The sequence below is a fragment of the Coprococcus sp. OM04-5BH genome (assembly GCF_003482105.1).
Taxonomy (GTDB): domain Bacteria; phylum Bacillota; class Clostridia; order Lachnospirales; family Lachnospiraceae; genus Coprococcus.
On the sequence record NZ_QULM01000001.1, the window covers coordinates 843,412 to 869,573 of the forward strand.

Genomic DNA, 26,162 nt, shown 5'->3' on the forward strand with positions numbered 1-26,162 from the left:
AATTTAGGAGGAAAGACGATGGGAGAACAGCAGTATCAACAGAATATGAATTACCAGCAGAATGGTAACTATCAGCAGGCAGGTTATGGGCAGGCTGCGTATCAACAACAAAATAATGGTGGGCAGCAGTACAGTCAGGGCGGTGTATGTCCTGCATGTGGAACGCAACTGATAAATGGGGTCTGTCCAAGATGTACAAATGCACAGATGATGGCGGCACAAAATAGAAATGACGCAAGATTTACCCGGTTGTTCATGAGCCCTAATGAAAAGCTTGTGGCAACATTGGGAAATAATTACATTCAGAACTATTTGCACAACGGCTCAGTGAGGAATGGCTTTGCTGTGGTTAGTGACAAACGTGCATACTTTTATGGTACGTCATATACTATTTCCTACAACGGCAGAGGAAATCCCAATGCAAATAAGATGTCACGTAGTCAGGTAGTGGATCTGAAGGATGTTACAGGAAGTGGATTTATAAGAATGGTCAATATAGGTTATGCCATTCTCGCCTGGGCTCTAGTGATTATTTCAATATTTTTGATTATGCTGTTGTATGATATAGAAGAGGGGTTAGCTGTTATTGGGGGACTCGCTGCGTTGTCTGCTCTATTGTTCTTAATATACCAATATTATGATAATAAACTTTCTCTGATATCTATCCAATATGCAGGTGGCGAAATAGCATTTGACATACGATGGTTTTCAGGACAGGAGATCAATAATTTTCATCAGCAGCTTCGCCTTGCAAAGGATAAGGCTGTAGAGAATTATGAATATGATATGGCGAAAAAAATATCCGCAGCCATAAATGGCGGAAAGCATAACAATCTGAAAAGGACGGTGCAGTAATATTGGGAGGTATATATATCGGATCATTATCGCCAAGATCAGGAAATATTACATTTGCAAACGGATATCTGATGATACAGGGAAATCACTACAATCTCCGTGACTGGTATATCCGTCGTGAGGCAGGGGATGTGTCCATACGTTCCCAGGACATACTTAGCATTGATTTCATCAAAATGCGTTCGAAAATGCTGTTGATGATTTTTATTGCATATGCATTTGTTATGATCAGCTTCGGGAAGAAGATCTACAAACAGTCGGAGGCAGCATTTGCAGTGTTGGTGGTAGGCTGTCTCGGGATTTTCCTGTGGTACATATTAAAACAATACAAATTTATTAGAGTTTCGTCTGCCGGATGTACGGTGGCATTAGAAACGAAATATTATCCAATAAACCAGTTGGAATACATGATATCCTGCTGGAATTACATGAGATACGGAAACAATCAGTACTAATGATGACTGAGTAAAGTGGAGAGAAGAAATGGTAAATAACATTAGAGCGGGCCTGATAAGTGCAAAGGAAGGAAAGCAGGAGGGCGTGGATTTCCTTTACTACAATACATATCAGGATCAGTACAGGAGAATATATCCCATGGTGGCGAACCTTGCTCTGTCTGATGAGGAGAAGACAAGGTTCACACAGGATATTCTTGCGGAGAGCTACAATTTTGTATTTGCAAATATCAATGCGGTGCAATCCGAGGAGCAGTTTATGGACTGGCTGCCAAAGGTGATAGATGATATTGCAAAGAGAAAAATATATGAATTTTTAGGCTCCGGAGCAGGACAGACGTATGGAGTTTTGGGAGCTGAAACATATGAAGACGGCGAAGAGAAAGGCCCCGGTGCCGGCATGGCTACAGGGGCAGCAGTTGGAGCAGCAACAGGTATAGGGGCTGCAATGTTTAATGGGGCTTATGGGGCTGCAAATGTTGAGTCAGCAGGCTCCATGGTTGGAGCTTCTTCAATAGGAGGCAAGGCGGCAGCAGTTGGAAGATCAGCTTCTGCAGGCAGGGCAGTGTCTGTTGGAAATAAAGCTTTGGCAGGTAAGGCAGCGTCAGCCGTGGAAGCAGGAAAAGGCGTTGTAACTGCGTCAGTTAAGGCTTCCGGAACTATAGCTAAGGAAACGGTAGGTGCCGTAGCCAAGGAGACTGTGGGAGCAGTTGCCAGAGAAACCGCCGGAGCAGTGGCAAAAGGTGCAGTGGCAGGGGTAGCCAAGACAGGAGTATTTGCCTCTGTTGGGGCGAAGATCGCATGTGCTGTGGCGTGTGTAGCTGTACTTGGAGGAACTGCCACAGGCGTTATATTGCACTTGCATGATAAGGATAAAGAGGTGATCGCAGAACCAACAACCGAGGCTACAAGTGAGGTGGCAGTGTCAGAAGAGACCACAACTGAGGGGACTACTGAGATCACTACAGAAGCTACAACGGAAGTGACCACAGAGGCACCCCCACCGGAACCTTATGAGATAGCAGTGTCTGAAATCCCGGAAAAGGATAGTCTGTATGTGTTCCTGAATAAATTTGAAAATTATGGAACAGCTACAGATAAGGATTATTCCTGTGAAAATCCACCGGATAATATGTTATATGAGTTGCTTAATGGTGGAGACAGTGATGCATTTACTCAATATGATATCGTGGATTTTACATTATCACCTAAGTATAACTATAGGTCAGAGGGCACAACAAGTAAAGATTTGGAATGTGGGAGGTATTCGTCTGAGGGCATTGAATGGATTGAAAAGAATATTTTAAATATGTCAGATAGTTCCATAGACAAGCTTAAGAAAGCATTACCAAGCGAACCGGAAACAGAAGATGGAAAACTGGTTTGTGGAAGTATTTATTATGACGAAAATGAATATTGTATGTTATATGATCCTATAAATGGAGGGATGAACCCTAATAATTATGCCAACAAAATATTAGAGGCTAAATATGATGGAACCTACTATTATCTTACAGTTGATGGATATCGTCCTGAGGACTATAACAAAATCGAGAAGACAGATGACGAAGGCACTCCGGTAATAAGCAGAACCCAGTGGAAACTGGAATTAAAGGAAATGGATGGAAAAAAATTCTGGTCAATATATGAGTGCAAGAGCCTTCATGCGGACTGGGCTGTGGCATATGCGGAGGCATTAATGACGGCTGAGGAAGATTATGGAATTAGCTTTGACTTAAAGTCCGAAGGACAAAATAAATTTCAAGTCGCTTATATTACCAATGATGATATTCCAGAGATAGTATTCCAAAATTTAGATTGGCGTGGAATGGGTGACTCATTAATTTTGACAAATTATAATGGAAAAGTAGTAGGGGAATTGTTATATGGTAGAGTAAATTCATACATAGAAAAAGGCGGAAAATTTATTGACTATGAAGGAGATCCGTCAGATTTAGGAGTGGCACAAGTGCTTTACTACATTAATGATGAAAAGATTTATGAAAAAGGATTTAAGGGTGAAGGATATGGTTTTGGCCCTGATTATGTTGCCTATGAATGGGAAGACAATGAGATATCAGAAGCTGAGTATAATGAAAAAATGTCACAGGCATATAATGCAGACATGGCAACTGATATAGATGACAATTTATTGGACGGAATAGTAACTGAAAATCAGATGTACAACTGGCTAATGCTTCAGCCACCTGAATTACAGTAATATGGGCTTTGACACAATATAAAGTCTGCCAAGCCTGATATTTGCAGAAGCAGATGAGTTTTATTAGTTACAGATAATATTGAATGAAAACACATTTTGATGGAAAGGATGGGATACGTAATGAGAAAGAAGTTAATTGCAATGGCCATGGCGGTGACGTTGGAGTTCACCGGGCTGGTACCGGCTATAACTGTAAACGCGTCAGGAAATATAGAAGATACAGGCATTGTGAGTGAAAGCACAGTATTTGCAGCTACAGATACAGACGCAGGAAAGGATGACGAGACCGGACAGGTAGAGATCAATTCAGATAATTTCCCTGATGACAACTTCAGGCAATATCTTTCTAATACCTATGATAAGGACGGAGATGGCTGGATAGATGTGGCAAAGGTTACTTATATTTATGTTTTGGGGGATAAAGTTAAATCCTTGAAGGGCATAGAGTTATTAACAAGTTTGGAGAAGCTTAGCTGTGTAGGAATTGTCAAAGAGTTGGATAAGGATGAGCCAACACTTGAGGGGATCAAGGAGGTAGATCTCAGCAAAAATGTAATGCTGACAGAACTTGAAATCTGTCAGAATGGACTGACAGAGCTTGATCTGAGCAATAACGTGAATTTAAAGAAACTTAATTGCAGTTGGAATAAGCTTACATCCATTGATCTCAGCAGAAATACAAAGCTTGAAGAGCTTGATTGTTTTAATAATAAGCTTGAGGTTCTTGATGTAAGCAATAATACAGAATTAACACGGTTACAGTGTACGTTCAATAATATTGTCACATTGGACGTGAGCAACTGTCCGAAGCTTACCGGTATTGCGTGCTATAAAAATAATATCCATAAATTGATCCTGAACGATAATGTTAAATATGAATATTTAGCTTGCCAGGGTAACTGTCTTTCGGAGAGTGATATTACATATCCGGACAAGAAACTTATTGATGGTCTGGATGAACAGAAACACGAATACACGAAGCTGTTCAAGAATGCTGTTCCTGCCACATGTACGGAGCCCGGTGTTACCGGTGATGTATATTGCGAAGTCTGTGGTATAAAGGTTGAGGACAGTAAGCCGGTTCCTGCCAAGGGACACACAGTGGTGGTTGACGAAGCCGTGGCTGCAACCTGTACTGCACCGGGATTTACAGAAGGAAGCCATTGTAAGGACTGCGGAGAGATATTTGCAAGGCAGGAGGAGATACCGGCACTGGGACACAAATGGAATCAGGGTGTTGTCATTAAGGCACCTACTGCTCTTGAGGCAGGAAGTATTGTATACACCTGTGAAAATTGTAACGAACAGAGAACCGAGACTATTGCACCAAAGGGTGAGACTCTTGTGAAGAGAGATGGCAAATGGTGTTATATAAAGGATGGTGTTCATGATACATCGGCAACCACAGTGGTGAAGTACGGCAGTTCCTGGTATTACGTGAAAAATGGCGTGGCTGATTTCAATGCGAATACGCTGGCGAAAAGAGGAAATAAATGGTACTACGTTGAGCATGGTAAGGTTAATTTCAAGAAGACCGGTCTCTTCAACTGGGGAAATAGCTGGTACTATATAAATGCCGGTGTGGTGGACTTCAATGTAGTTACGCTGGTGAAATACAACGGTAAGTATTATTATGTCCATGGCGGAAGAGTTGATTTCAGAGCTGTTACCTTGGTTAAGTACAATAGGACCTGGTATTATATAAAGGACGGAGTTATCAATAATTCTGAGACTTTATGCAAATATAACGGCAAGTGGTACTATGTCAATAAGGGCAAGTCTGATTTCACTTACACCGGAAATGTAAAGTACAGAGGTTCATTGTACTATGTAGAAAAGGGCGTTATGCAGAAGAAGCTCGGAAGGGCGTAGAAATAAACAAAATATAAATTCTACCATAGTGTCTTGAGTCACAATATCATACATGATACTCCAAAAAGCAAATAACAAGTGTTAGGAAATTGAATGGAATATCATAAGGGTATGATGGGTAAAGAAATGAAACCCGGCATTTTAGAAGCCTAAAATGCCGGGTCCTTTTAAACGAAAAAAACTGTCAAAAGGTTTACCTTTTGACAGTTTTTTCATGCCTAAATTATATGCCATATTCTGGCAGATTTCAACCACATAAACCCACAAACAGGAAAAATTAATAGACACAATGCAAAAATGTGTATAAAAGCCATATTCATTTTATAAAAAATCAGTTCTCAAAACACCACTGTCAAAAGGTAAACCTTTTGACAGTAAAAATTACTGTGTCAAGTTTTGTGTGAAAACTTGATTTAATGGACTTAAGTTCAAAAATGGGAGGATGAGAGATGAAAAGGACTTTTATTGCAACGGCGTTATCATTGGCGTTGGGGCTCAGCAGTTTTGCACCTGTAGTGTCTGTAAATGCAGCAATGGAACAGCCGGGAGCAGGTGAGGTGGTTCAGGCAGAGACTTTGACTGCTACAGGATCAGATTCCGTTGGGACTGCGGGGGAAGAGGATAACAGGGTTCAGTTAAGTTCCGAGAATTTCCCTGATGATAATTTCAGACAGTTTCTGACGGATGAATTTGATAAAGATGGGGACGGCTGGGTAAATGTTGATGATGTAATTAGCATAGAGTGCTCTAAAAAGCAGATAAGTTCCCTTAAGGGAATAGAATTATTTCCAAAATTAATGCGTCTTCACTGCGACGAAAATAATCTAACCAGCTTAGACGTAAGCAAGAACAAAGCATTGTGGAGCCTGTCATGTCAGTGGAATAGTATCAAAAGTCTTGATGTGAGTAATAACACAAGGTTACAGGTGCTGCTTTGCGGAGACAATGAGATCACCAATATAGACTTAAGTGAAAATACCAAATTGGAACAGCTATGCATATATAGAAACAATCTGGTTTCATTGGATGTAAGTAAGAATATCAAGTTGGACATTTTAATGTGCCATCAATGTAATCTTAGTAATCTTGATATAAGTAATAATAAAGAGTTGAAAATGCTGTATTGTCTGGACAATAATCTTGATGTTTTAGATGTCAGTAACAATACAAAGCTGACACGTATATGGTGCAGCCAGAATAAACTCACTTATCTGGATGTCAGTGCAAGCCCGTTATTGGAAATGCTGAAGTGTGAGGACAATAACATACATAGGCTTGATCTTAGCAATAATACCAAATTAAACAAATTAAACTGTTCAAATAATTGCCTGGAGAATGAGGATTTTTCATACCTGGATCAGACTTCATTTGAGACATATGATGTCAGCGGACAGAAGCATGGTTACGCAAAGGGGGTGTATAAAGGCAAGGCAGCAAGCTGCACGACCTCAGGTCTCACTGAGGGGGAATATTGTACCGAATGTGGCGTGACCGTTATACCGCGTAAGGTTATTCCGGCGAAGGGACACGAGGAGGTAGTAGATGAGGCAGTAGAGCCAACCTGTACCGAGAATGGTCTTACAGAGGGAAAGCATTGCGATGTGTGCGGTGAGGTTCTTGTGACACAGAAAGAGATTCCTGCAAAAGGACACGAAGAAGTAATAGATGAGGCGGTAGAGCCAACCTGTACCGAGAGTGGACTTACAGAGGGAAAGCACTGTGACGTGTGCGGTGAGGTTCTTGTGGCACAGGAAGAGATTCCTGCAAAAGGACACGAAGAAGTAATAGATGAGGCGGTAGAGCCAACCTGTACCGAGAGTGGACTTACAGAGGGAAAGCACTGTGACGTGTGCGGTGAGGTTCTTGTGGCACAGGAAGAGATTCCTGCAAAAGGACACGAAGAAGTAATAGATGAGGCGGTAGAGCCAACCTGTACCGAGAGTGGACTTACAGAGGGAAAGCACTGTGACGTGTGCGGTGAGGTTCTTGTGGCACAGGAAGAGATTCCTGCAAAAGGACACGAAGAAGTAATAGATGAAGCGGTAGAGCCAACCTGTACCGAGAGTGGACTTACAGAAGGAAAGCACTGTGACGTGTGCGGTGAGGTTCTTGTAGCCCAGGAAGAGATCCCTGCAAATGGTCATGCATGGGATGAGGGCGTCTACGTGAAGAAGCCTACAGCTAAGGAGGCCGGAAGCAAGCTGTATACCTGCTCAGTCTGTGGTGAGCAGAAGCTTGAGACCGTTGAGGCAGAAGGCGAAACCTTAGAGAAGATAGGCGGAAGCTGGTACTACATAAAGAACGGCAGATACGATACAAGCTCGACTACAGTAGTGAAGTACGGAAGTGCATGGTATTACGTTCATAACGGAGTTGTGGATTTCACAGCAACTACCTTGGCTAAGAGGGGAAATAGCTGGTATTACGTGAACAAAGGAAAGGTAGACTTCACCAAGACTGGATTATTTGCCTATGGAAGAACCTGGTACTATGTGCAGAACGGCAAGGTGGCTTCCACAGCCGTAACATTGGTGAAGCACAATAACATCTGGTACTACGTTAATCATGGAAAGATAGATTTTAAAGCTGCCACTATCGTTAAGTATAACAACATTTGGTATTACGTAAGAAACGGAAAACTGAATAATGCGACAACCTTGGCGAAGTACAATGACAAATGGTATTACGTGAACAAGGGTAAGGCTGATTTCCACTATACAGGAAATGTCACATACAACGGTTCTGTTTATTACGTTAAGAACGGAGTTATGCAGAGGAAGATAGGCAGAGCTTAAAATAAACAACATAGGAAGGAAGATGTATATGAAAAAATCATGTATGGCCATTGCATTAGCGTTGTCACTGGGACTCAGCAGCCTTGCACCTGTTGTGACAGTAAATGCAGAAGAAGGATCAAATGAGGTGGGAGTAGCCACTGCTACCAGTGCAGAGAGGACGGGCAGCAGTGCCGTTCAGGAGTCAAACAAGCTATATATCACGGAGGAGAATTTCCCTGATGCAGGATTAAGGAAGGGGATTCTTGATAGCTGGGATATGGAAGGTGAAGGATGGGTAAATCCCGACAATGTGATCTCACTCTTTATGGACGAGATGGACATCAGTTCCCTTGAAGGAATAGAACTGTTCCCTAACCTGACTTTGCTTGAATGTAAGCGCAACAACCTTACCAGTGTGGATGTAAGCAAAAATAAAAATCTTAAATCCCTCAATTTAGAAGATAACCAGCTTACAACCCTTGATGTCAGCAATAATCCGAAGCTTGAACTTTTAGGCTTTAATTCAAATAAGATCAGCAGCATAGATGTCAGCAAGAATGCTAAGCTTTTGTGGCTTCAGTGTGCTGACAATCAGCTTACAGAGATAGACGTAAGCGAAAACAAAGCGTTGCAGGACTTAGGTGTAAGTGGTAATAACATAAGTGAAGTTGATGTAACTAACAATCCGGATCTGCTTTCTTTATATTGCGGTGACAACTCTATCAAGGAGCTGGATATCAGCAAAAATCCACAGCTTAATATACTGGATTGTACAGGCTGCGGGCTGGATAAACTGGACATATCCAAAAATCCTGACCTTCAGTATATATGGGCAGGGGATAACAATATATCTTCAATTGACGTGACAAAGCATACCGGTATGGAGATACTTGAGGTGGACAGAAACAACATAAGCAAGATAGACATAAGCAACTGTCCCGAAATATGGGATTTCTCCTGCTATGATAATAATATCACAGAGCTTGACGTCAGCAAGAATACACATTTGGCATATTTCCTGTGCCAGAACAATGACCTTGGAGAGCTTGATATAAGCAACTGCCCTGAGATGGAGACCCTTATGTGTGACGATACAAATATTAAGTCATTGGATGTAAGTATGTGTCCGGGACTTTTAACATTGTCATGCTCAAAAAATAAACTTACCAAGTTGGATCTCAAGAATAATACCCAACTGGTTCAGCTTGATTGCTCCGACAACTACCTTAAGGATGAAGACTTCTCATATCTGGACGAGGACAATATGGATATATTTAATATTTCCCCTCAGAAGGACGCTGAGACCCTTGAGCAGGTAGATGGCAAGTGGTATTACACAAAATATGGTGACAAGGATTTAACGGTGACCAAGCTCTTTAAGTACAATGGAGAATGGTATTACGTAAAGAATGGTGTAGTTGATTTCAGCGCAACAACTCTTGTTAAGAACGGCGGCACATGGTACTACGTTAAGAACGGTAAGATTGATTTCAAAGCAAGAACCTTATGCAAATACGGCAATACCTACTATTTCGTGCAGAACGGCAAGATGGACACCAAGTCAGTGACTCTCTGCAAGTACGGCAGTAGCTGGTATTATATCAAGAATGGTAAGATTGACAAAACAAGAACCCTCTGTAAGTACAATAATACCTACTACTTCGTGCAGAACGGTAAGATGGACACCAAGTCAGTGACTATCTGCAAGTACGGCAGCAGCTGGTATTACATAAAGAATGGTAAGATTGACAAGTCGAGGACCCTCTGCAAGTACAACGGCAAATGGTACTACGTGAACAACGGTAAGGTTGATTTCAAGTATACCGGTAATGTTACCTACAATGGTTCCGTTTACTATGTAAAGAACGGAATTATGCAGAAGAAGGTAAAATAAATACTGACGGCTGATCATTTGCAGATCGGAAGACGTATGAATTAAAGAAAATATGGTTGATGTTCAGCAAATGATGGTGGATAATAGAAGCAAGAGTAGGGTCTCAAAAAACCAATGAGGAGGACGAGATTAGGATGAGAAAAAGGCTTATGAGCATGCTTCTTAGTCTGATGCTGATACTGAATAGCATCTGCATAGGTAATAGCATGTATGTAGAGGCAAGTGAGGACGTGGTGATAACAGCAACGGCATCAGACAGTACCACAACCCGTGTTGAATTAAACGAAGAGAATTTCCCGGATAATAAATTCAGAGAGTATTTAAGTTGGCAGTTTGATGGTGATGGTGACGGATATATTAATCCGGATTTAGTTGAGCAGATTAATGTAGAGGAGATGCAGATATATTCCTTGAAGGGAATAGAGCTGTTCAAAAATCTGGAGTACCTAAATTGTTACAGAAACAGGCTGACATCTCTTGATGTCAGTAAGAATACTAAGCTGGACTGCCTGATATGTAGCAGTAACAAGCTTACTTCATTGAATGTAGGTGATAATCCAAGTCTTCTGACGTTGTATTGTGTCAAGAATCAGCTGACGGAATTGGATGTGAGTGGCTGCCCGGGACTGAAGCATTTCAGCTGCGATAATAACCAGCTGACAGAATTAGATGTAAGGAACAATACCAAGCTGATAGAACTGAGACTGGGGGGCAATAGTATTTCAGAACTGGTTGTCTCCGCCAACACAGCATTGGAGGAATTACAATGCAGCAGTAATAAGCTGACAGAATTAGACATAAGAAATAATCCAAAGCTTTCTATCTTATATTGTGAAAAAAACAATATTGCAGAGCTTAAGACTGATAACAACCCAGAGCTTACCACGTTGTTTTGTTACGATAATAAACTGCAGGAACTTGATGTGAGCAGTAACAAAAAACTGGCATCTCTTTCATGCATTAATAACCAATTGACGGAATTAGACGTTGAAAATAATGCCCTGATTAAAACTCTTTCATGTGATAAGAATAACATTGAAACACTTGACCTGAGCAATAATCCGGAGCTGACAAAGCTGTATTGTTCTGAGAACAAACTGGAAGCATTGGATATGAGCTGCAATCCTAAGCTCCAATCAATTGATTGCTCTGACAACAAGCTTAGGATATTGAATTTAAGTAATAATGCAGAACTTACATATGTGAACTGTAGCCGTAACAAGCTTGACAAGCTTGATCTGAGAAAAAGCACGAAGCTTGAATATCTTATATGCTATCAGAATTATCTTGTTAATGAAGAGTTCTCATATCTTGATAAGGATAATATGAGAGGGCTGAATATTGGCACTCAGTTTGAAATAGAGGATATCCTGGAAATATACGGAAAGCCGACATACTATACAAAATATGGAGAAGTTGACAGAAATGCCACATTGTTGTTCAAGTATAAGGGAGAATGGTACTATATAAGAAATGGTGAGGTCGATTATACAGCCACAACTCTCGTGAAGCATGGCAGCACCTGGTACTACGTTAAGAACGGTAAGATTGATTTCAAAGCAAGAACCTTATGCAAATATGGCAATAGCTGGTATTGTATCAAGAACGGCAAGATCGACAAGTCAAGAACCCTCTGTAAGTACAATAATACCTACTACTTCGTGCAGAACGGTAAGATGGACACCAAGTCAGTGACTCTCTGCAAGTACGGTAGCAGCTGGTATTACATAAAGAATGGTAAGATTGATAAGTCAAGGACCCTCTGCAAGTACAACGGCAAATGGTACTACGTGAACAACGGTAAGGTTGATTTCAAGTATACCGGTAATGTTACCTACAATGGTTCCGTTTACTATGTAAAGAACGGAATTATGCAGAAAAAGGTAAAGTAAGAGGATGTTGGTTGTTGGCAGACATTTATTAAATAATATAGTTTCATAATGGTGCGGGCATAGCATTTGCAGTGTTAAAGTTTAGCAGATGTTATGCCTGCTTTTTCTATATCCGGTTGAATAAGCTCTCATTTGATGGTAAAATTTCATGGACATAAAAGCTTTAGCAAATGGTAAAAACAGTACACTTAAAATTTTTGACAGAGGTTAAAAACAATGCAGAAGAAGATAGCTTTAATAAATGATGTTACCGGTTTTGGAAGGTGCTCCATAGCAGTTATGGCTCCCATAGTTTCAGCCATGAAGATACAGGCTGTTACGGTGCCTACAGCCATACTTTCAGCCCATACCCAGTTCCCTACATTTTACTTTGATGATTATACAGATAAGATGGAAGACTATATACAGACCTACAAGGAACTTAATCTGGAATTTGACGCAATATCCACAGGCTTCTTAGGTTCGGAACGTCAGGTTGAGATAGTTACGGATTTTATAAAGTACTTTAAGAATGACAGGAACTTTGTAATAGTGGACCCGGTAATGGGAGACTATGGCAGGCTGTATCAGACCTATAATAAAGCCATGTGCAACAGGATGAAGGAGCTGGTGAAGTATGCAGACATAATCACTCCTAATCTTACAGAGCTTACCACCCTGCTGGATCTGCCATATCCTGATCACACTGTTACAATAGAAGAGCTTAAGAAGATGTGCATTGCCCTGGCTGCCCAGGGACCGAAGCATATAGTGGTGACAGGGATACGTTTTAATAAAACCCAGATTGCAAATTTCATCTACAACAAGGATGAGGACTTCCAGATGGTCATGGCTGACAGGATCGGCGGAGACAGAAGCGGCACAGGTGACGTGATCGCGTCTGTAATAGCAGGCATGTATATGAACGGACACAGCTTTTACGAGTCGGTAAAAAAGGCCGCCGCATATGTGTCAAAGTGCATAAGCTATTGCGAGGAGAATAAAGTGCCCGAATACTGGGGGCTGTGTTTTGAGATGTATCTGAAAGACCTTGTGGACGAGTGCTGAAGAAGTCGTGATAAATTGATTGGACAGCATAATTTCAGAACATGAGAAAATTAGATTTGAAATTTTTGTTTATGATAAATTGTGTATAGAATAGAATATTAATTATTATAGAAATAAAATGTGAAAATCGGAGGCGTGAGAATGTTTCTTTATACAGTGACCGGAAAGGTTGGCCAGGAAGGCTACCTTGATATAGAAAAGAGCGGTGACCTTACAGGAAAAAATGTCTATGTGAACATGACAAATAAATGTCCTTGCAGTTGTGTGTTCTGCCTGAGACAGACTAAGAAGCAGCAGGAAAACAATACCCTGTGGCTTAAGGAGGGGGAGCCTTCTGTGGAAGAGGTGCTGGCTCTCTGTGATAAATTCGATCTCAGTGTCATAAATGAGCTGGTGTTCTGCGGCTTTGGCGAGCCTCTTGAAAGACTTGATGATGTATGTGCGGTCATAGACGCCTTGAAGAAAAAATATCCGGAGCTTAAGGTAAGACTTAATACCATAGGCCTTGCAAATCTCATATATGGCAGGGATGTGACCCCGGAGCTTGCAGGAAGGATAGATACAGTATCCATATCATTAAATGCACCTGAGGAGAAGGAGTTTCTTGAACTTACCAGATCACGGTTTGGCATAAAGTCCTATGAAGCCATGAAGGAATTCGCAGTTCTGGCGAAGAAGTATGTGCCCAACGTAGTTATGACCGTAGTTGAACAGGTTATGCCGGAGGACAAGATCGAGAAGTGCCGCAGCATATGTGAAGGGCTGGGAGTAACCTTGAGGGTACGGCCATTTGAGAATTAGGGGAAATTAGAATTTTAAGAATTATTTAGCAAATATTTATACATATTTATTAGGAACTTTATTTTTATTGGTTATAATCTTTAACAATCAGATATGAGATCAGGATGTAGATGATCCTGATAAGTGGCTTGGTAAGCAACACAGGCTATATTGTATTTTTTTGAAAGGAGACCAATATGCAGACAATAGATCATAGGATTCTCGGGGAATTTCTTGAGAACAGATTTGAAGATAATGTTCCTGATATATTAAGACGGGCTTTTATATTAGGGGCTGTTGAGCCTGACTGGAATCTGATCACATATTTTCATGGCTGGAAGCCGGGGGCGAAGCTGCGGGGACACAATTATGAGAATGTCCTGCCTGCCATGAGGAGATTGTATGAATCACTGCAGGATAAAGCCACAATGGGACTGTGGGATTACTATCGCCTGGGGAAGCTCACACATTATGTGGCAGATTCATTTACCTATCCCCACAATGGAAATTTCGCAGGAAGCTTAGCTGACCACTGCGCTTACGAGGTCACCCTTCACAGAAGATTCTCCCAGATGCTGTTTGGAAAAACCGCAGAGATATGTACTGACATAAAGAGCTTTTGTGACATTGAGGAGCTGCATGAACAGTACATGCAGGAAAATGGCACAGTGGAATGCGACATGAATTATATCCTGTATGCAGTAAGTGCAGTATTTGACCATGTATACTCTGAGTCCTGCAATAAGCTGGTAAATGTATCAATGGGAAATATTTAATGTAAATACTTTTAATGTGGAAGGAAGAAAACATATATGACAGAGAAGGAGAAGATGCTGGCTGGTAAGGTATATGATCCTACAGATGAAGAACTGGCTGGTTTGAGATTAAAAGCACATAAGCTGTCCCAGAGATACAATAATACATTTGAAGATGAAGAAGAAAAGCGAAAGCAGATACTTGATGAGCTGATTCCCCACAGAGGCAGGGGCGCATTTCTCCAGGGACCGGTATATTTTGACTATGGGGGATTCACTTCGGTTGGAGAGAATTTTTATGCTAATTTTAATTTCACGGTATTGGATATATGCCCTGTTAAGATAGGAGATAATGTATTCTTTGGACCAAACTGCACTATAGCAACACCAATGCATTCGTTTATGTGGCAGGAGAGGAATATTAAGACTGCCCGGGACGGACATGATTATGATGAGGAATATGGCAAGCCTGTAACAATAGGCGATAATTGCTGGTTCGCCAGTAACGTGGTCATAACAGGTGGAGTTACTATTGGTGATGGTTGTGTGATCGGAGCCGGAAGTGTAGTTACGAGAGATATCCCTCCAAATAGTCTTGCAGTAGGTAATCCCTGCCGCGTGATCAGAAAGATCACAGAGCAGGATTCCATAAGACAACGCAAGGATTTGTGGACATTATAAGTTATAGAGCATAGATAATTGTTGGAGTTATAGGTTATTATTGATGTTATAAATTGGAAGACCTATAGGCTTGTAAAAAAAGCTGCCAAAGGCAGCTTTTTTTATGTGTATATTTTATCGCTGTTAGTAAGCAAGTATTTTTTTCTTTACACACTTCATTAGTACGGCAGAAATAATTGCAGAAACTATCTCTGCAAATGGAAATGTAAGCCATACGATCCATGGTGCCGCGTGATCAGCTGTGACAGCGATAGTCAGGAGATAAGCTACAGGAATGACAAACAGGAACTGTCTGCATACTGAGATCACAAGAGATTCCATTCCTCGGTTAAGGGACTGGAATATACCCTGACAAGCGATATTTGCACCGGCAAAGATATAACTTAATGAGATGATACGCATGGCAGACATGCACAGATTTCTTGTATCTCCCGAGAGCCCGAAGAAGCTGGAGAATGGAGCTGCCAGTGCTTCTACAAGCAACAGCCCGGATGCCATTATTATGGTGGTATAGAGCAGACCATATCTTATGCCGTCCTTCACACGTTCGTTATTTTTCATGCCGTAGCTATAGGATACTATAGGGGTTATAGCATCTCTCATTCCGAATGCGGCAAATAATATAAACTGCTGGATCTTGTAATACAGACCATAGGCAGTGACTACATTTTCGTTTATCTTTACAAATATAACATTGAGCAGGTAGGTCATCACGGACATCAGTGCCTGTGCGATGATGGCAGGAAGACCTGTTGCATAGATATTTTTTATTATGTTTCCCGATGGCAGAATGAATCTTGAACTATTCTTTATCTCCTTATCCTTTGTCACATGAAATACTATTCCACATAACAGGGATATTACCTGACCGATAACTGTTGCGTAGGCGGCACCGGCAACTCCGAGCTTGGGAAATCCAAGAAGTCCATATATAAGTATAGGATCCAGTATGATGTTTGACACTGCACCGGCTATCTGGGCTATGGTTGAGTACATGCTTCTGCCTGTTGCCTGGAGAACCTTTTCGTACAGAGAAAATCCCAGAACGCCAAATGAATAGCAGCAGCATATACGCAGATAGTCATTTGCCATGTCCTTGATCACAGGATTGGTGGTCTGGGAGGATATGTAGATATCTGTGCCACATAATCCAAAGACCAGGAATATAATGTATATTACAGCCATAAGAAATATTCCGTTGCCTACTGTCCTGTTGGCTCGGTCATGATTTTTTTCACCAAGACTTCTTGCCAGAAGTACATTTACACCGACGCCGGTACCTATTCCTACAGCTACCATAAGCATCTGTACAGGGAATGCCAGAGTAAGGGCGTTTAGTGCCTGTTCACCGGTTCCCTTTATATTTGCCACAAAAGCACTGTCCACTATATTGTAGACGGCCTGCAGCATCATGGATATTATCATAGGTATACCCATGTTTAACATAAGCCTGTTCACCGGCATGGTTTCCATTTTGTTTTTTGCCGGGACTGTTTTGTTTTTGGGGTCAGCTAGTAAGATTTCGTTTTGGTTTTGTTCTTTCATGTTGTGATATCCTCCTGAAAATGTATAGGCGGTGGTAAGATGCCATCATGATATTGCATTTACCTTCCTGCTATAACAAAAAATGCGTGTAATCCTGCAGATATACTGCACCAGATTACACGCATTAATAGCAGGTATCATATGACATACCCTGTAACATCAAAAAACAAAATTCAAAAATGCTGGATTTACATCTTGTGATTACACTAAATTTTTCTCCGCTATGATAACACAAAAAACATTTTTATGTAAGAAAAATTTTAGATACAGGTTGAGAATTCAATATAGAATGATTGGGAAAATTGAGTTGACCGTGGTTTGTATTTAATAATAAAAAAATATCCTTGACAATACCTAGGGTGATTGTTAGAATAACAGCGTTACAGTAACAATGTTATTAAATAAAATACGGAGGTGGGAATGAGACAGGAGACAGCAGGGGTTACGGAATCCCTTTTAGACAGTGCTAAAAAAGAATTTCTGAAATATGGTTTTCATGATGCCAGTCTTAGAAGGATTTCTGCAGATAGTGGTGTCAGCACCAATTCCATATACACAAGATTTAAGGACAAGGCAGGTCTGTTTTCTGCGGTGGTCAAGCCGGCAGCAGACGGACTTATGGATATGTATCTTGGAAGTATAAGTGCGGCAGCTGACAGCGGTGACGCAGATAAGGCAGAGTCTTTCGGCGAACAGGGGACAGATCTGGTATTGAAATATATATATGCCAACTTTGATGTGTTCCGGCTGATATTCTGTTGTTCTGCAGGTACAGAATACGAGAATTATTTTGACAGTCTGGTGGCAATCGAAGAGAAGTACTACAGGTTGTTTGTAGATCAGTATTCAACTGTGGATAACAGGGTGAATGATTTCTTTATCCATGTAATGTGCAGTACAGGCTGGCGTTATATTTATGAGATAGTAACTCATAAACTGGAGTATAAGGACGCAGTTGAGCTTATGGCATACATTCAGACCTTCAATCAGGCAGGCTGGCGATCAGTGATCGAAGGAGTCAGATAACGTAGCATACATGCATATAATGTATGCGTAACATGAATAAACAATTAATACAGGGCAGTAGCAATACTGCCTAAAAAATCACAATACAGTTAGATGAAACTAATTATAGTAAGAATAATGTAACCATGAAGGATAGACAAAAAAAGTGTAAAACAAATGTGTCAGATGTTACATGAAAAAATAAAGCACGCCATCACCTTGTGAGCCGTGCTATGAAGTAAGGAGGAATAAAAGTGAAAGAGAAAAAACAGGGAGACCTTAGCAGGCTCATGTACTATGCTGGAGACCATAAGTATTTTACCTATGCATCCCTGGTGCTGGCAGCATTAAGTGCGTTGATCGCACTGGTTCCATTTTATTACATATGGAAGATCATGAAAGAGGTTCTTGAGGTAAGACCAAATTACAGTGAGGCTGTCCATATAAAAGAATATGGCTGGATGGCGGTGGCATTTGCATTGATCGCCATGGTCATATATATTGCGGCACTCATGTGCTCCCACAAGGCAGCCTTCAGGGTTCAGGTCAACATGCGTACAGCCATGATGAACCATATAATGAAGCTTCCCCTTGGCTATGTGGAGTCAGAGGGAACAGGTAAGATCCGAAAGATCGTTGCAGATTCATCAGCAGCAACAGAGACATACCTTGCTCATAACCTTCCGGATAAGGTGGTGTCATTTGCAACACCTGTAGGACTTCTTGCCATGATGATGGTATTCGACTACAGGCTGGGACTTATAAGCCTCATACCTGCGGTTATAGCATTTGCTCTTATGGGAACCCTTATGATGGGCCCCAAGATGGCAGAGGATATGAAGCAGTACCAGAACGCTCTTGAAACCATGTCAGCCGAAGCGGTTGAGTATGTGAGAGGTGTTCCGGTGGTTAAGACCTTCGGACAGACAGTGTTCAGCTTCAAGAGATTTAAGAATGCCATTGACGAGTACGAGAAGTGGACTCTGGGATACACCAAGAACATGATGGTTCCCATGGTGGCATTTACCACTTCTGCAAATGGTATATTTGCAGCACTCATTATAGCTGCCTATGTATTCACAGGTCATGGAGTGACAGACAAGTTCATTCTTAACCTTATATTCTACATACTCATAACATCAGTGCTTACAGTAACCCTGATGAAGATAGCATTTGCAGGAGAATCACAGCTTATGGTAAGGGACGCCATCAACAGAATGGACGGGATACTTAATATGGAGCTACTGCCTGAACCGGCAGATGGTCAGACACCAAAGGATACATCCGTTGAGCTTGACAAGGTTGTATTCTCATATGCGGGCGCTGACAAAAATGCGGTTGATGGTATCAGCCTTAAGATAGCTTCCGGCGAGCATGTGGCGTTCGTTGGACCATCCGGTGGTGGTAAGACCACTCTTGCGTCGCTGATCGCAAGATTCTGGGATGTGAACAGCGGAGCCGTTAAGATCGGCGGGGTAAATGTAAAGGACATAAACAGTGAGACCCTGATGAATGAGGTTTCCTATGTATTCCAGGACAGCCGTCTTCTTAAGATGAGCATACTTGAGAACATCAGGATGGGCAGACCTGACGCCACCGATGCGGAGGTTATGGAAGCCCTTAAGAATGCCCAGTGTATGGACATAATAGAGAAGTTCCCTGACGGAGTGAACACAGTGATCGGATCAAAGGGTGTATATGTATCAGGCGGTGAGGCACAGAGATTATCCATCGCCAGAGCGTTTTTAAAGAATGCACCGATACTTATCCTTGATGAGGCAACTGCATTTGCAGATCCTGATAATGAGAGACAGGTTCAGAAGGCATTTGAGGCGTTGTCCAAGGATAAGACAGTTATCATGATCGCCCATAGGTTATCTACAGTTACAAATGCTGACAGGATATATGTTCTTGCTGATGGCAGGATTGCCGAGAACGGAACTCATGATGAGCTTAACAGTGCAAATGGAATATATACCCACATGTGGAGTGAATATAATAAATCCGTTAAATGGAAGGTGGGAAAGGCAGGTGCAGTATAAATGATAGAGAAGTTAAAACACAAATACGCATTATCTGAAAAGGGTGCAAATGGAATGGTAAGAGCTTTTATTGCCGTTACTGTTTCAAACCTTGTACTTATGCTTCCTGTAGGGCTTTTGTATGAGCTTGCTTCATATCTCCTGGAGGGAGAGGTGCCAAGGGAGAAGCTTTCCTTCTTCATAATCGGAATAGTGGCAGTCCTTGCCCTGATTGCGGCAGCAACGGTGTTCCAGTACAGATCCACCTTCCTTTCAACTTATATTGAAAGTGGTGTAAGGCGTAGGGCACTGGCTGAGAAGCTCAGAAAGATCCCGATTTCCTTCTTCAGCAAGAAGGATCTGGCAGACCTGACAAATACTATCATGGGGGACTGTGCCATGATAGAGACAGGCTCATCTCATTGGATACCTGAGCTGGTTGGTGCCATTATCTCAACTACTATCATTGTAATAAGTCTGTTCTTCTTTGACTGGAGGATGGCACTGGCAGCAGTATGGGTAATGCCAATTGCTTTCATAATAGTATTAAGCTCAAGAAGTGTCATGGGCAGGCTCCAGGGAAAGGCGTCAGAATACAAGGTGGCATGCCTTGATGGTATACAGGAAGGCCTTGAGACCATGAGAGACCTTAAGTCATACAACATGACAGAAAACTATATGGAAGGTCTGACAAAGAAGATCAAGGCTGTGGAGAAGCATGCCATTGTGTCGGAATTTGCAAATGCTGCTTTTGTATGTACAGCACAGATGATACTTAAGCTTGGTATAGCCACAACAGCAGTTGTTGGAAGTGCTCTTCTCATAAAGGGAGATATAACATTGCTTACATTCTTCATGTTTCTTCTTGTGGTAACAAGAATGTATGAGCCACTCCAGATATCACTCCAGAATCTGGCGGCGGTTATCAGCCTTGATGTTAATTGTAAGAGAATGGATGAGATCATTTCACATCCTGAGCAGACAGGTAAAGATGAACTTACAAATAATGGATATGACATTACATTTGACCATGTTGCATTTGCCTATGACAATGGAGAGCAGGTGCTTTCAGATGTAAGCTTCACAGCAAAGCAGGGGGAGGTTACAGCTCTTATAGGTCCTTCGGGTGGCGGTAAGACTACAGTTTCAAGACTTGCTGCAAGGTTCTGGGACAATGACAAGGGAGCAATTACAGTAGGTGGGATGAACGTTTCAGATATTGATCCTGAGAAATTGCTTACATTATTCTCCATTGTGTTCCAGGACGTTACGCTGTTTAATAACACCATCATGGAGAACATAAGAATCGGTAGAAAGGACGCAACTGACGAAGAGGTTATGGCAGCTGCAAGGCTTGCCAACTGCGAGGATTTCATTGAGCGTATGCCGGACAAATGGAACAGTATGATAGGTGAGAACGGCTCGGAGTTGTCAGGTGGTGAGAGACAGAGGATATCAATAGCAAGAGCCTTCTTAAAGGACGCTCCGATAATTCTCATGGATGAGGCTACAGCTTCTCTTGATGTTGACAATGAGTCCCTTATACAGGAGTCATTGTCCAAGCTGATCAAGGATAAGACAGTTCTTATCATTGCCCACAGAATGAGAACGGTAGACGGCGTAGATAAGATAGTGGTATTAAAGGACGGAACAGTGGCAGAGTCAGGAACTCCTGCAGAACTTAAGACTGCAAATGGTATCTATCGTCATATGGTGGATACACAGTTACAGTCCGAGCAGTGGAAATATGCATAAAGTATCAGACGAATGAGATAAGATTCTCAATAACTCATATGTGATAATACTTATCAATACATAATATTGACAAAAGATGTAAGTTAGTCTAGTCTAACTTCCGTGATATATCATGATATTCAATTAAGTGGAGATAGTAATTATGCCAATAAACGAAATACTTGCAGTGAAGTCCAAGCAGGATATAGTCAATAACACAAAGTTGAAGTTGGCTATTAATTGTGCCCCTATTTTAAAGGGAAGTAAGGCTGCTCACATAATAACGGTGTCCCTCCAGGAGTTTAATATAATAAAGGAGCTCTTAAAGGGTACAGGGATATCCTGTTATCTGCTGAGAGGAAGGTACGACTCCTTCAATCTTTATTTATATAGAAGAGATATGATCGAGACGTATCTGGCAGGAGAAGACGTAAAGGATTTTCTTAAGATCTACGGCTACGAAACCGGAAACTTTCCGCAGATGTTGGTGAGACTGTCTGAGAGAAGTAAGGAATTCTGCAACAATGCAAATGAATTTCCTCATGAAATAGGTGTATTTCTGGAATATCCTCTCGGAGATGTGAAGGGCTTTATAGAGAACAAGGGTAAGAACTCCCTGTATGCCGGATACTGGAAGGTGTACATGAACCGGGCTGCTACAAGAAGGCTTTTTGAGAGATTTGATGAGGAGCGGGAGCAGGTAGTGAGACAGATCCTTGATGGAGCAAGTATCCGTGAGGTCATGGTATAGCTAAAATAAGCAATTGATAAGAAAGGCGGAAGAATAAATGTCAAAAGTAAGTATTATTTACTGGAGTGGAACAGGTAACACAGAGGCCATGGCTTTTTATATTGCAGAGGGTGCAAAGGAAGCGGGAGCAGAGGTTAATATGGTTACTGCAGACAGTGCGTCGGCAGCAGATATTGCAGATGTGACAGCAGTTGCACTTGGATGTCCTTCAATGGGTGTTGAGGTTCTTGAGGAGACTACTATGGAGCCTCTTATGTGCGAGCTTGACGGAGTGATCTCAGGCAAGAACGTAGCACTTTTCGGTTCATACGGCTGGGGTGATGGCCAGTGGATGAGAGACTGGGAAGGAAGAGTAACAGGCGACGGAGCAACACTTGTAAATGACGAGGGCATTATCTGTAACGCAGCACCGGATGACAGTGTGGCAGAGCAGTTAAAGGATCTTGGGCGTACTCTGGCAGGTCTGTAAGGTACGGGCTGTATGAACACCCTGTCAGCAGGACAATTGGTATTGACATGTGATTATAAACTGATTATACTAATGGTTAGTTAAAACTAATGTTTGTAAGTATATTATAACAAGCAAAGAATATCGATAGGGGTTGCAGTATATGCAGAGTCAGAATATAGGAAAATCAAAAGAGGACTATCTTGAAGCAATACTTATGCAGATAGACAAGAACGGTGCATGCAGGGTTACGGACGTTGCCAATCAGCTTGGCTTCAGTAAGCCCAGTGTCAGTGTTGCACTTAAGAAGCTTGAAGATGATGGATACATCGAGAAGTGTGACTGGCGGGTTGTTCTTACTGAAAAGGGAGAAGCAATAGCCAGGAGGATGCTTGATAAGCACCATACCTTCTACAAGCTGTTTGTACATATGGGAATAGATGACGTGGTAGCTGAGCACGAGGCCTGTCAGGTGGAGCATATTATAAGTGATGACAGCTTTGCAAGGATCGTGGCTTATCTTACAGAATCAGCACCAGAGTTATTACAATAGCATGAAGGTTTGTTGGTTTCCATCATGGGATTTAAGTTCTGTTGGAAGGGTATTAGTTGATGCTAATAAAAATTAACTTCTTAATTCTGTTTTCATAGTGGTAATATGACTACATAAGCAAATATCAAACGTGCCGTCAGGTTATGCCTGGCGGCATAACACATATTAGAAATAACACATAATAAATAATTAAAGCTAAGGAGGACTTTATTATGAAGTGGTCAAAAATAGGATTATTTGCAGGTGGACTTTTATTTGGAACAGCAGGCGTATCAATACTGTCAAGTAAGGATGCCAAGAAGGTATATACAGGTTGCACAGCGGCCGTTTTAAGAGGAAAAGACAGTGTTATGAAGACTGTTACGAAGGTTAAAGAGAACTGTGAAGATATCTACGAGGATGCAGTTGATATCAACGAGGCAAGATATAAGAAGGACGAGGAGCTTGAGTTAGAGAAGGCAAGAGCGATCGTTGAGGCTCATGAAAGCCAGGCTGTTACTGAGGAGGCAGAAGCTGTCGAGGAATAATCAATATCCGGTGTTTTTACAGAAGGATTGTGGAGGAGGGACAACATTTTATGCTGTCCTTCTTCTACTGTAAGGATATGAAAGATATCTAAGATAACGAAGGAGCAAAAGATTTATGAAATGTATAGTATTACATGAGTCAAGCAGAAAAATGCGTATAAGAATGCCTCAGCTTCGTATGTCACTGGATCAGGCGGATATCGTTGAGTATTATCTGAGGAACCTTGATGTGGTAAGGGATGTTCATGTGTACGACAGGACCATGGATGTCATAATTACATTTGCAGAGTCGGTCAAGAAGGGCAAAGGGGCTGTAATAGAGGCACTTAGGACATTTGACTATAATGACGAAGACATAAAGGCGCTGGTTCCAGAGGAGACCGGACGAAAGATGAACAGGGAGTTCGAGGAGAAGTTTGTGGGCAAGCTCTGCGGAAGATTGTTCACCAAGATATTCCTTCCGCCGGTGATCAGGGAAGCAGTATGTATAGTTAAGAGTATTCCATATATCTTAAAGGGTGTAAAGTGTCTTGTTAAGTCGGGACTGCAGGTTGAGGTGTTGGACGCCACAGCCATAACCGCGTCGATAATCAGATGTGATTACGATACAGCGTCATCAGTAATGTTCCTGCTTACCATTGGAGAAATGCTTGAGGACTGGACAAGAAAAAAGTCATTATGCGACCTTGCAAAGTCCATGTGTCTTGATGTGGATCAGGTATGGATCAGGACACCGGGCGGAGACGTTCAGATGGATATAGGTAAGGTCGAGCTTGGAGACCATGTGGTTGTACGTAACTCAGATATAATACCTCTTGACGGCGTGGTTGTTGAGGGTGAGATGACGGTGAACCAGTCTGCCATGACCGGTGAGTCAGAGCCTGTAGTAAAGAGTGCCGGCGGATATGTATATGCAGGGACAGTGGTTGAAGAGGGCGAGTGCGTTGTTGAGGTAAGGAAGACTTCAGGTCATGGCAAATACGACCAGATAGTCAGGATGATAGAGGAGTCTGAGAGGTTGAAGTCGGGAGCAGAGACCAAGGCGTACAGTCTTGCCGACAGGCTCGTTCCGTACAGCTTCGCAGGTTCACTCATCACATACCTTTTAACAAGGAATGTCAACAAGGCAATGTCATTTATGATGGTGGATTATTCCTGTGCCATGAAGTTATCCATGCCGCTGGCAGTGCTTTCAGCCATGAGACAGGCAAGAGAGAACAAGATATCCGTCAAGGGCGGCAAGTTCATGGAGGCAGTTGCCGAGGCGGATACCATAGTATTTGACAAGACCGGAACCCTTACCCATGCAACACCAAAGCTTATAGATGTTGTTACATTTGAGGGAAGGGACAAGGACGAGATGTTAAGGATAGCTGCCTGTCTTGAGGAGCATTATCCTCATTCAGTGGCAAATGCCATTGTGAAGGGAGCTATGGACAAGAACTTGTCCCACGAGGAATTACATTCAAAGGTTAAATATATAGTTGCCCATGGAGTAAGCAGTACAATAGATGACGAGAAGATAGTTATAGGAAGCTATCATTTCGTTATCGAGGATGAGGGCTGTGTTATCCCTGAGGATGAGGCATGGAAGCTTGATGAGATCAATCCGGAATATTCAAGGATATTCATGGGAATGGGCGGCAGACTTACAGCAGTTCTGTGTATATCGGATCCTGTAAGAGATGACGCGGCATATATAATAGATCAGCTTCACAAGCTTGGTATCAGCAAGATATGCATGATGACAGGTGATAACAAAAAGACTGCCCGGGCGGTGGCAGCCAAGCTTAATCTTGATGAGTTCTATGCGGAGGTTCTTCCGGAGGACAAGGCGAGATTTGTAAGAGAGCAGAGAGAAGCCGGCAGAAAGGTTATCATGATAGGTGACGGGGTAAATGACACACCTGCCCTTTCAGAGGCAGATGTGGGAATAGCCATTGCAGATGGTGCGGCCATTGCCAGGGAGATCGCAGATATCACCATAGCTTCAGATGACCTTAAGGAGCTTGTTACTTTCCGTAAGCTGAGTGCGGGACTCATGAACAGGATACATAACAACTATAAGTTCATCCTGACATTTAACACAGCACTTATCGGACTTGGTGTGGCGGGTATACTTCCACCGGCGGCATCAGCGGTTCTCCATAACGGATCAACATTGATCGCGGGACTTAAGAGTATGACCGATATCAAGGAAGATGAACAAATATAAGATTTATGATCAAAGAATCACTGTGGATATAGATATTTGCCGAAAGTTGTAAAATGTATATCTGCATACAGGCAAATAATGAGTAAAACAGGGAGAAGCCGGTAGTAATTGCTGGCTTCTTTTTTAGTTTTATA

20 protein-coding genes are annotated in these 26,162 nt (G+C 41.9%); 19 read left to right on the forward strand and 1 reads right to left on the reverse strand.

From position 1 onward, the window contains the following. Positions 1-18 precede the first annotated feature (18 nt). The 11 genes from DXB54_RS03590 (at position 19) to DXB54_RS03640 (ending at position 15,229) form a co-directional block, all read left to right on the forward strand. Entirely contained in the window at positions 19-855 is an 837-nt protein-coding gene (locus DXB54_RS03590; protein ID WP_118694271.1) for a zinc ribbon domain-containing protein, read from the forward strand. A gap of 2 nt (positions 856-857) precedes the next feature. Continuing rightward, the gene (locus DXB54_RS03595; protein WP_118694272.1) at positions 858-1,310 is read left to right on the forward strand and encodes a hypothetical protein; all 453 of its coding nucleotides are present in this window, start codon (positions 858-860) and stop codon (positions 1,308-1,310) included. Positions 1,311-1,338: 28 nt separating this feature from the next. Next, entirely contained in the window at positions 1,339-3,531 is a 2,193-nt protein-coding gene (locus DXB54_RS03600; protein ID WP_118694273.1) for a hypothetical protein, read from the forward strand. 120 nt (positions 3,532-3,651) lie between these two features. Then, positions 3,652-5,403: a hypothetical protein gene (locus DXB54_RS03605; protein WP_118694274.1), complete on the forward strand. Its 1,752-nt coding sequence runs from the start codon at positions 3,652-3,654 to the stop codon at positions 5,401-5,403. A 449-nt stretch (positions 5,404-5,852) separates the two neighbouring features. After that, complete coding sequence (locus DXB54_RS03610) at positions 5,853-8,198, forward strand: leucine-rich repeat domain-containing protein (protein ID WP_118694275.1); 2,346 nt, start codon at positions 5,853-5,855, stop codon at positions 8,196-8,198. Between the two features lie 28 nt (positions 8,199-8,226). Next, positions 8,227-10,074 carry a hypothetical protein gene (locus DXB54_RS03615; RefSeq protein WP_118694276.1) on the forward strand — a complete coding sequence of 616 codons (1,848 nt, stop codon included), beginning with the start codon at positions 8,227-8,229 and terminating at the stop codon, positions 10,072-10,074. Between the two features lie 134 nt (positions 10,075-10,208). Then, a complete protein-coding gene (locus DXB54_RS03620; protein WP_118694277.1) occupies positions 10,209-11,966 on the forward strand; it encodes a leucine-rich repeat domain-containing protein in 1,758 nt (585 codons plus the stop codon). A 216-nt stretch (positions 11,967-12,182) separates the two neighbouring features. Next, positions 12,183-13,013 (forward strand): pyridoxamine kinase, encoded by an 831-nt coding sequence (locus tag DXB54_RS03625; RefSeq protein ID WP_118694278.1) that lies wholly within the window; start codon positions 12,183-12,185, stop codon positions 13,011-13,013. A gap of 141 nt (positions 13,014-13,154) precedes the next feature. Continuing rightward, positions 13,155-13,814, forward strand: coding sequence for a TatD family nuclease-associated radical SAM protein (locus DXB54_RS03630; protein ID WP_118694279.1), 660 nt, complete (start codon positions 13,155-13,157; stop codon positions 13,812-13,814). A gap of 176 nt (positions 13,815-13,990) precedes the next feature. After that, positions 13,991-14,569 carry a zinc dependent phospholipase C family protein gene (locus DXB54_RS03635; RefSeq protein ID WP_021938842.1) on the forward strand — a complete coding sequence of 193 codons (579 nt, stop codon included), beginning with the start codon at positions 13,991-13,993 and terminating at the stop codon, positions 14,567-14,569. A 36-nt stretch (positions 14,570-14,605) separates the two neighbouring features. Next, on the forward strand, positions 14,606-15,229 hold the full coding sequence (locus DXB54_RS03640) for a sugar O-acetyltransferase (protein ID WP_118694280.1): 624 nt from the start codon (positions 14,606-14,608) through the stop codon (positions 15,227-15,229). 123 nt (positions 15,230-15,352) lie between these two features. Here the strand turns inward: DXB54_RS03640 and DXB54_RS03645 are convergent, their stop codons facing one another. Continuing rightward, positions 15,353-16,702: an MATE family efflux transporter gene (locus DXB54_RS03645; RefSeq protein WP_442872130.1), complete on the reverse strand. Its 1,350-nt coding sequence runs from the start codon at positions 16,700-16,702 to the stop codon at positions 15,353-15,355. Positions 16,703-17,194: 492 nt separating this feature from the next. On the opposite strand from DXB54_RS03645, the gene DXB54_RS03650 reads away from it, so the two are divergent. The 8 genes from DXB54_RS03650 (at position 17,195) to DXB54_RS03685 (ending at position 26,028) form a co-directional block, all read left to right on the forward strand. Continuing rightward, positions 17,195-17,800, forward strand: a complete 606-nt coding sequence (locus DXB54_RS03650; RefSeq protein ID WP_118694281.1) for a TetR/AcrR family transcriptional regulator — start codon at positions 17,195-17,197, stop codon at positions 17,798-17,800. 269 nt (positions 17,801-18,069) lie between these two features. Next, on the forward strand, positions 18,070-19,821 hold the full coding sequence (locus DXB54_RS03655) for an ABC transporter ATP-binding protein (protein ID WP_118694502.1): 1,752 nt from the start codon (positions 18,070-18,072) through the stop codon (positions 19,819-19,821). After that, the gene (locus DXB54_RS03660) at positions 19,822-21,555 is read left to right on the forward strand and encodes an ABC transporter ATP-binding protein (RefSeq protein ID WP_118694282.1); all 1,734 of its coding nucleotides are present in this window, start codon (positions 19,822-19,824) and stop codon (positions 21,553-21,555) included. It begins immediately after the preceding gene. 142 nt (positions 21,556-21,697) lie between these two features. After that, positions 21,698-22,285: a DUF3793 family protein gene (locus tag DXB54_RS03665; protein WP_118694283.1), complete on the forward strand. Its 588-nt coding sequence runs from the start codon at positions 21,698-21,700 to the stop codon at positions 22,283-22,285. Between the two features lie 37 nt (positions 22,286-22,322). After that, positions 22,323-22,754, forward strand: a complete 432-nt coding sequence (locus DXB54_RS03670) for a flavodoxin (RefSeq protein WP_021938835.1) — start codon at positions 22,323-22,325, stop codon at positions 22,752-22,754. A 142-nt stretch (positions 22,755-22,896) separates the two neighbouring features. Next, positions 22,897-23,286 (forward strand): metal-dependent transcriptional regulator, encoded by a 390-nt coding sequence (locus DXB54_RS03675; protein ID WP_118694284.1) that lies wholly within the window; start codon positions 22,897-22,899, stop codon positions 23,284-23,286. Between the two features lie 212 nt (positions 23,287-23,498). Beyond that, positions 23,499-23,813, forward strand: a complete 315-nt coding sequence (locus DXB54_RS03680) for a DUF6110 family protein (RefSeq protein WP_118694285.1) — start codon at positions 23,499-23,501, stop codon at positions 23,811-23,813. 115 nt (positions 23,814-23,928) lie between these two features. Then, on the forward strand, positions 23,929-26,028 hold the full coding sequence (locus tag DXB54_RS03685) for a heavy metal translocating P-type ATPase (protein ID WP_118694286.1): 2,100 nt from the start codon (positions 23,929-23,931) through the stop codon (positions 26,026-26,028). The last annotated feature ends 134 nt before the right edge of the window (positions 26,029-26,162 follow it).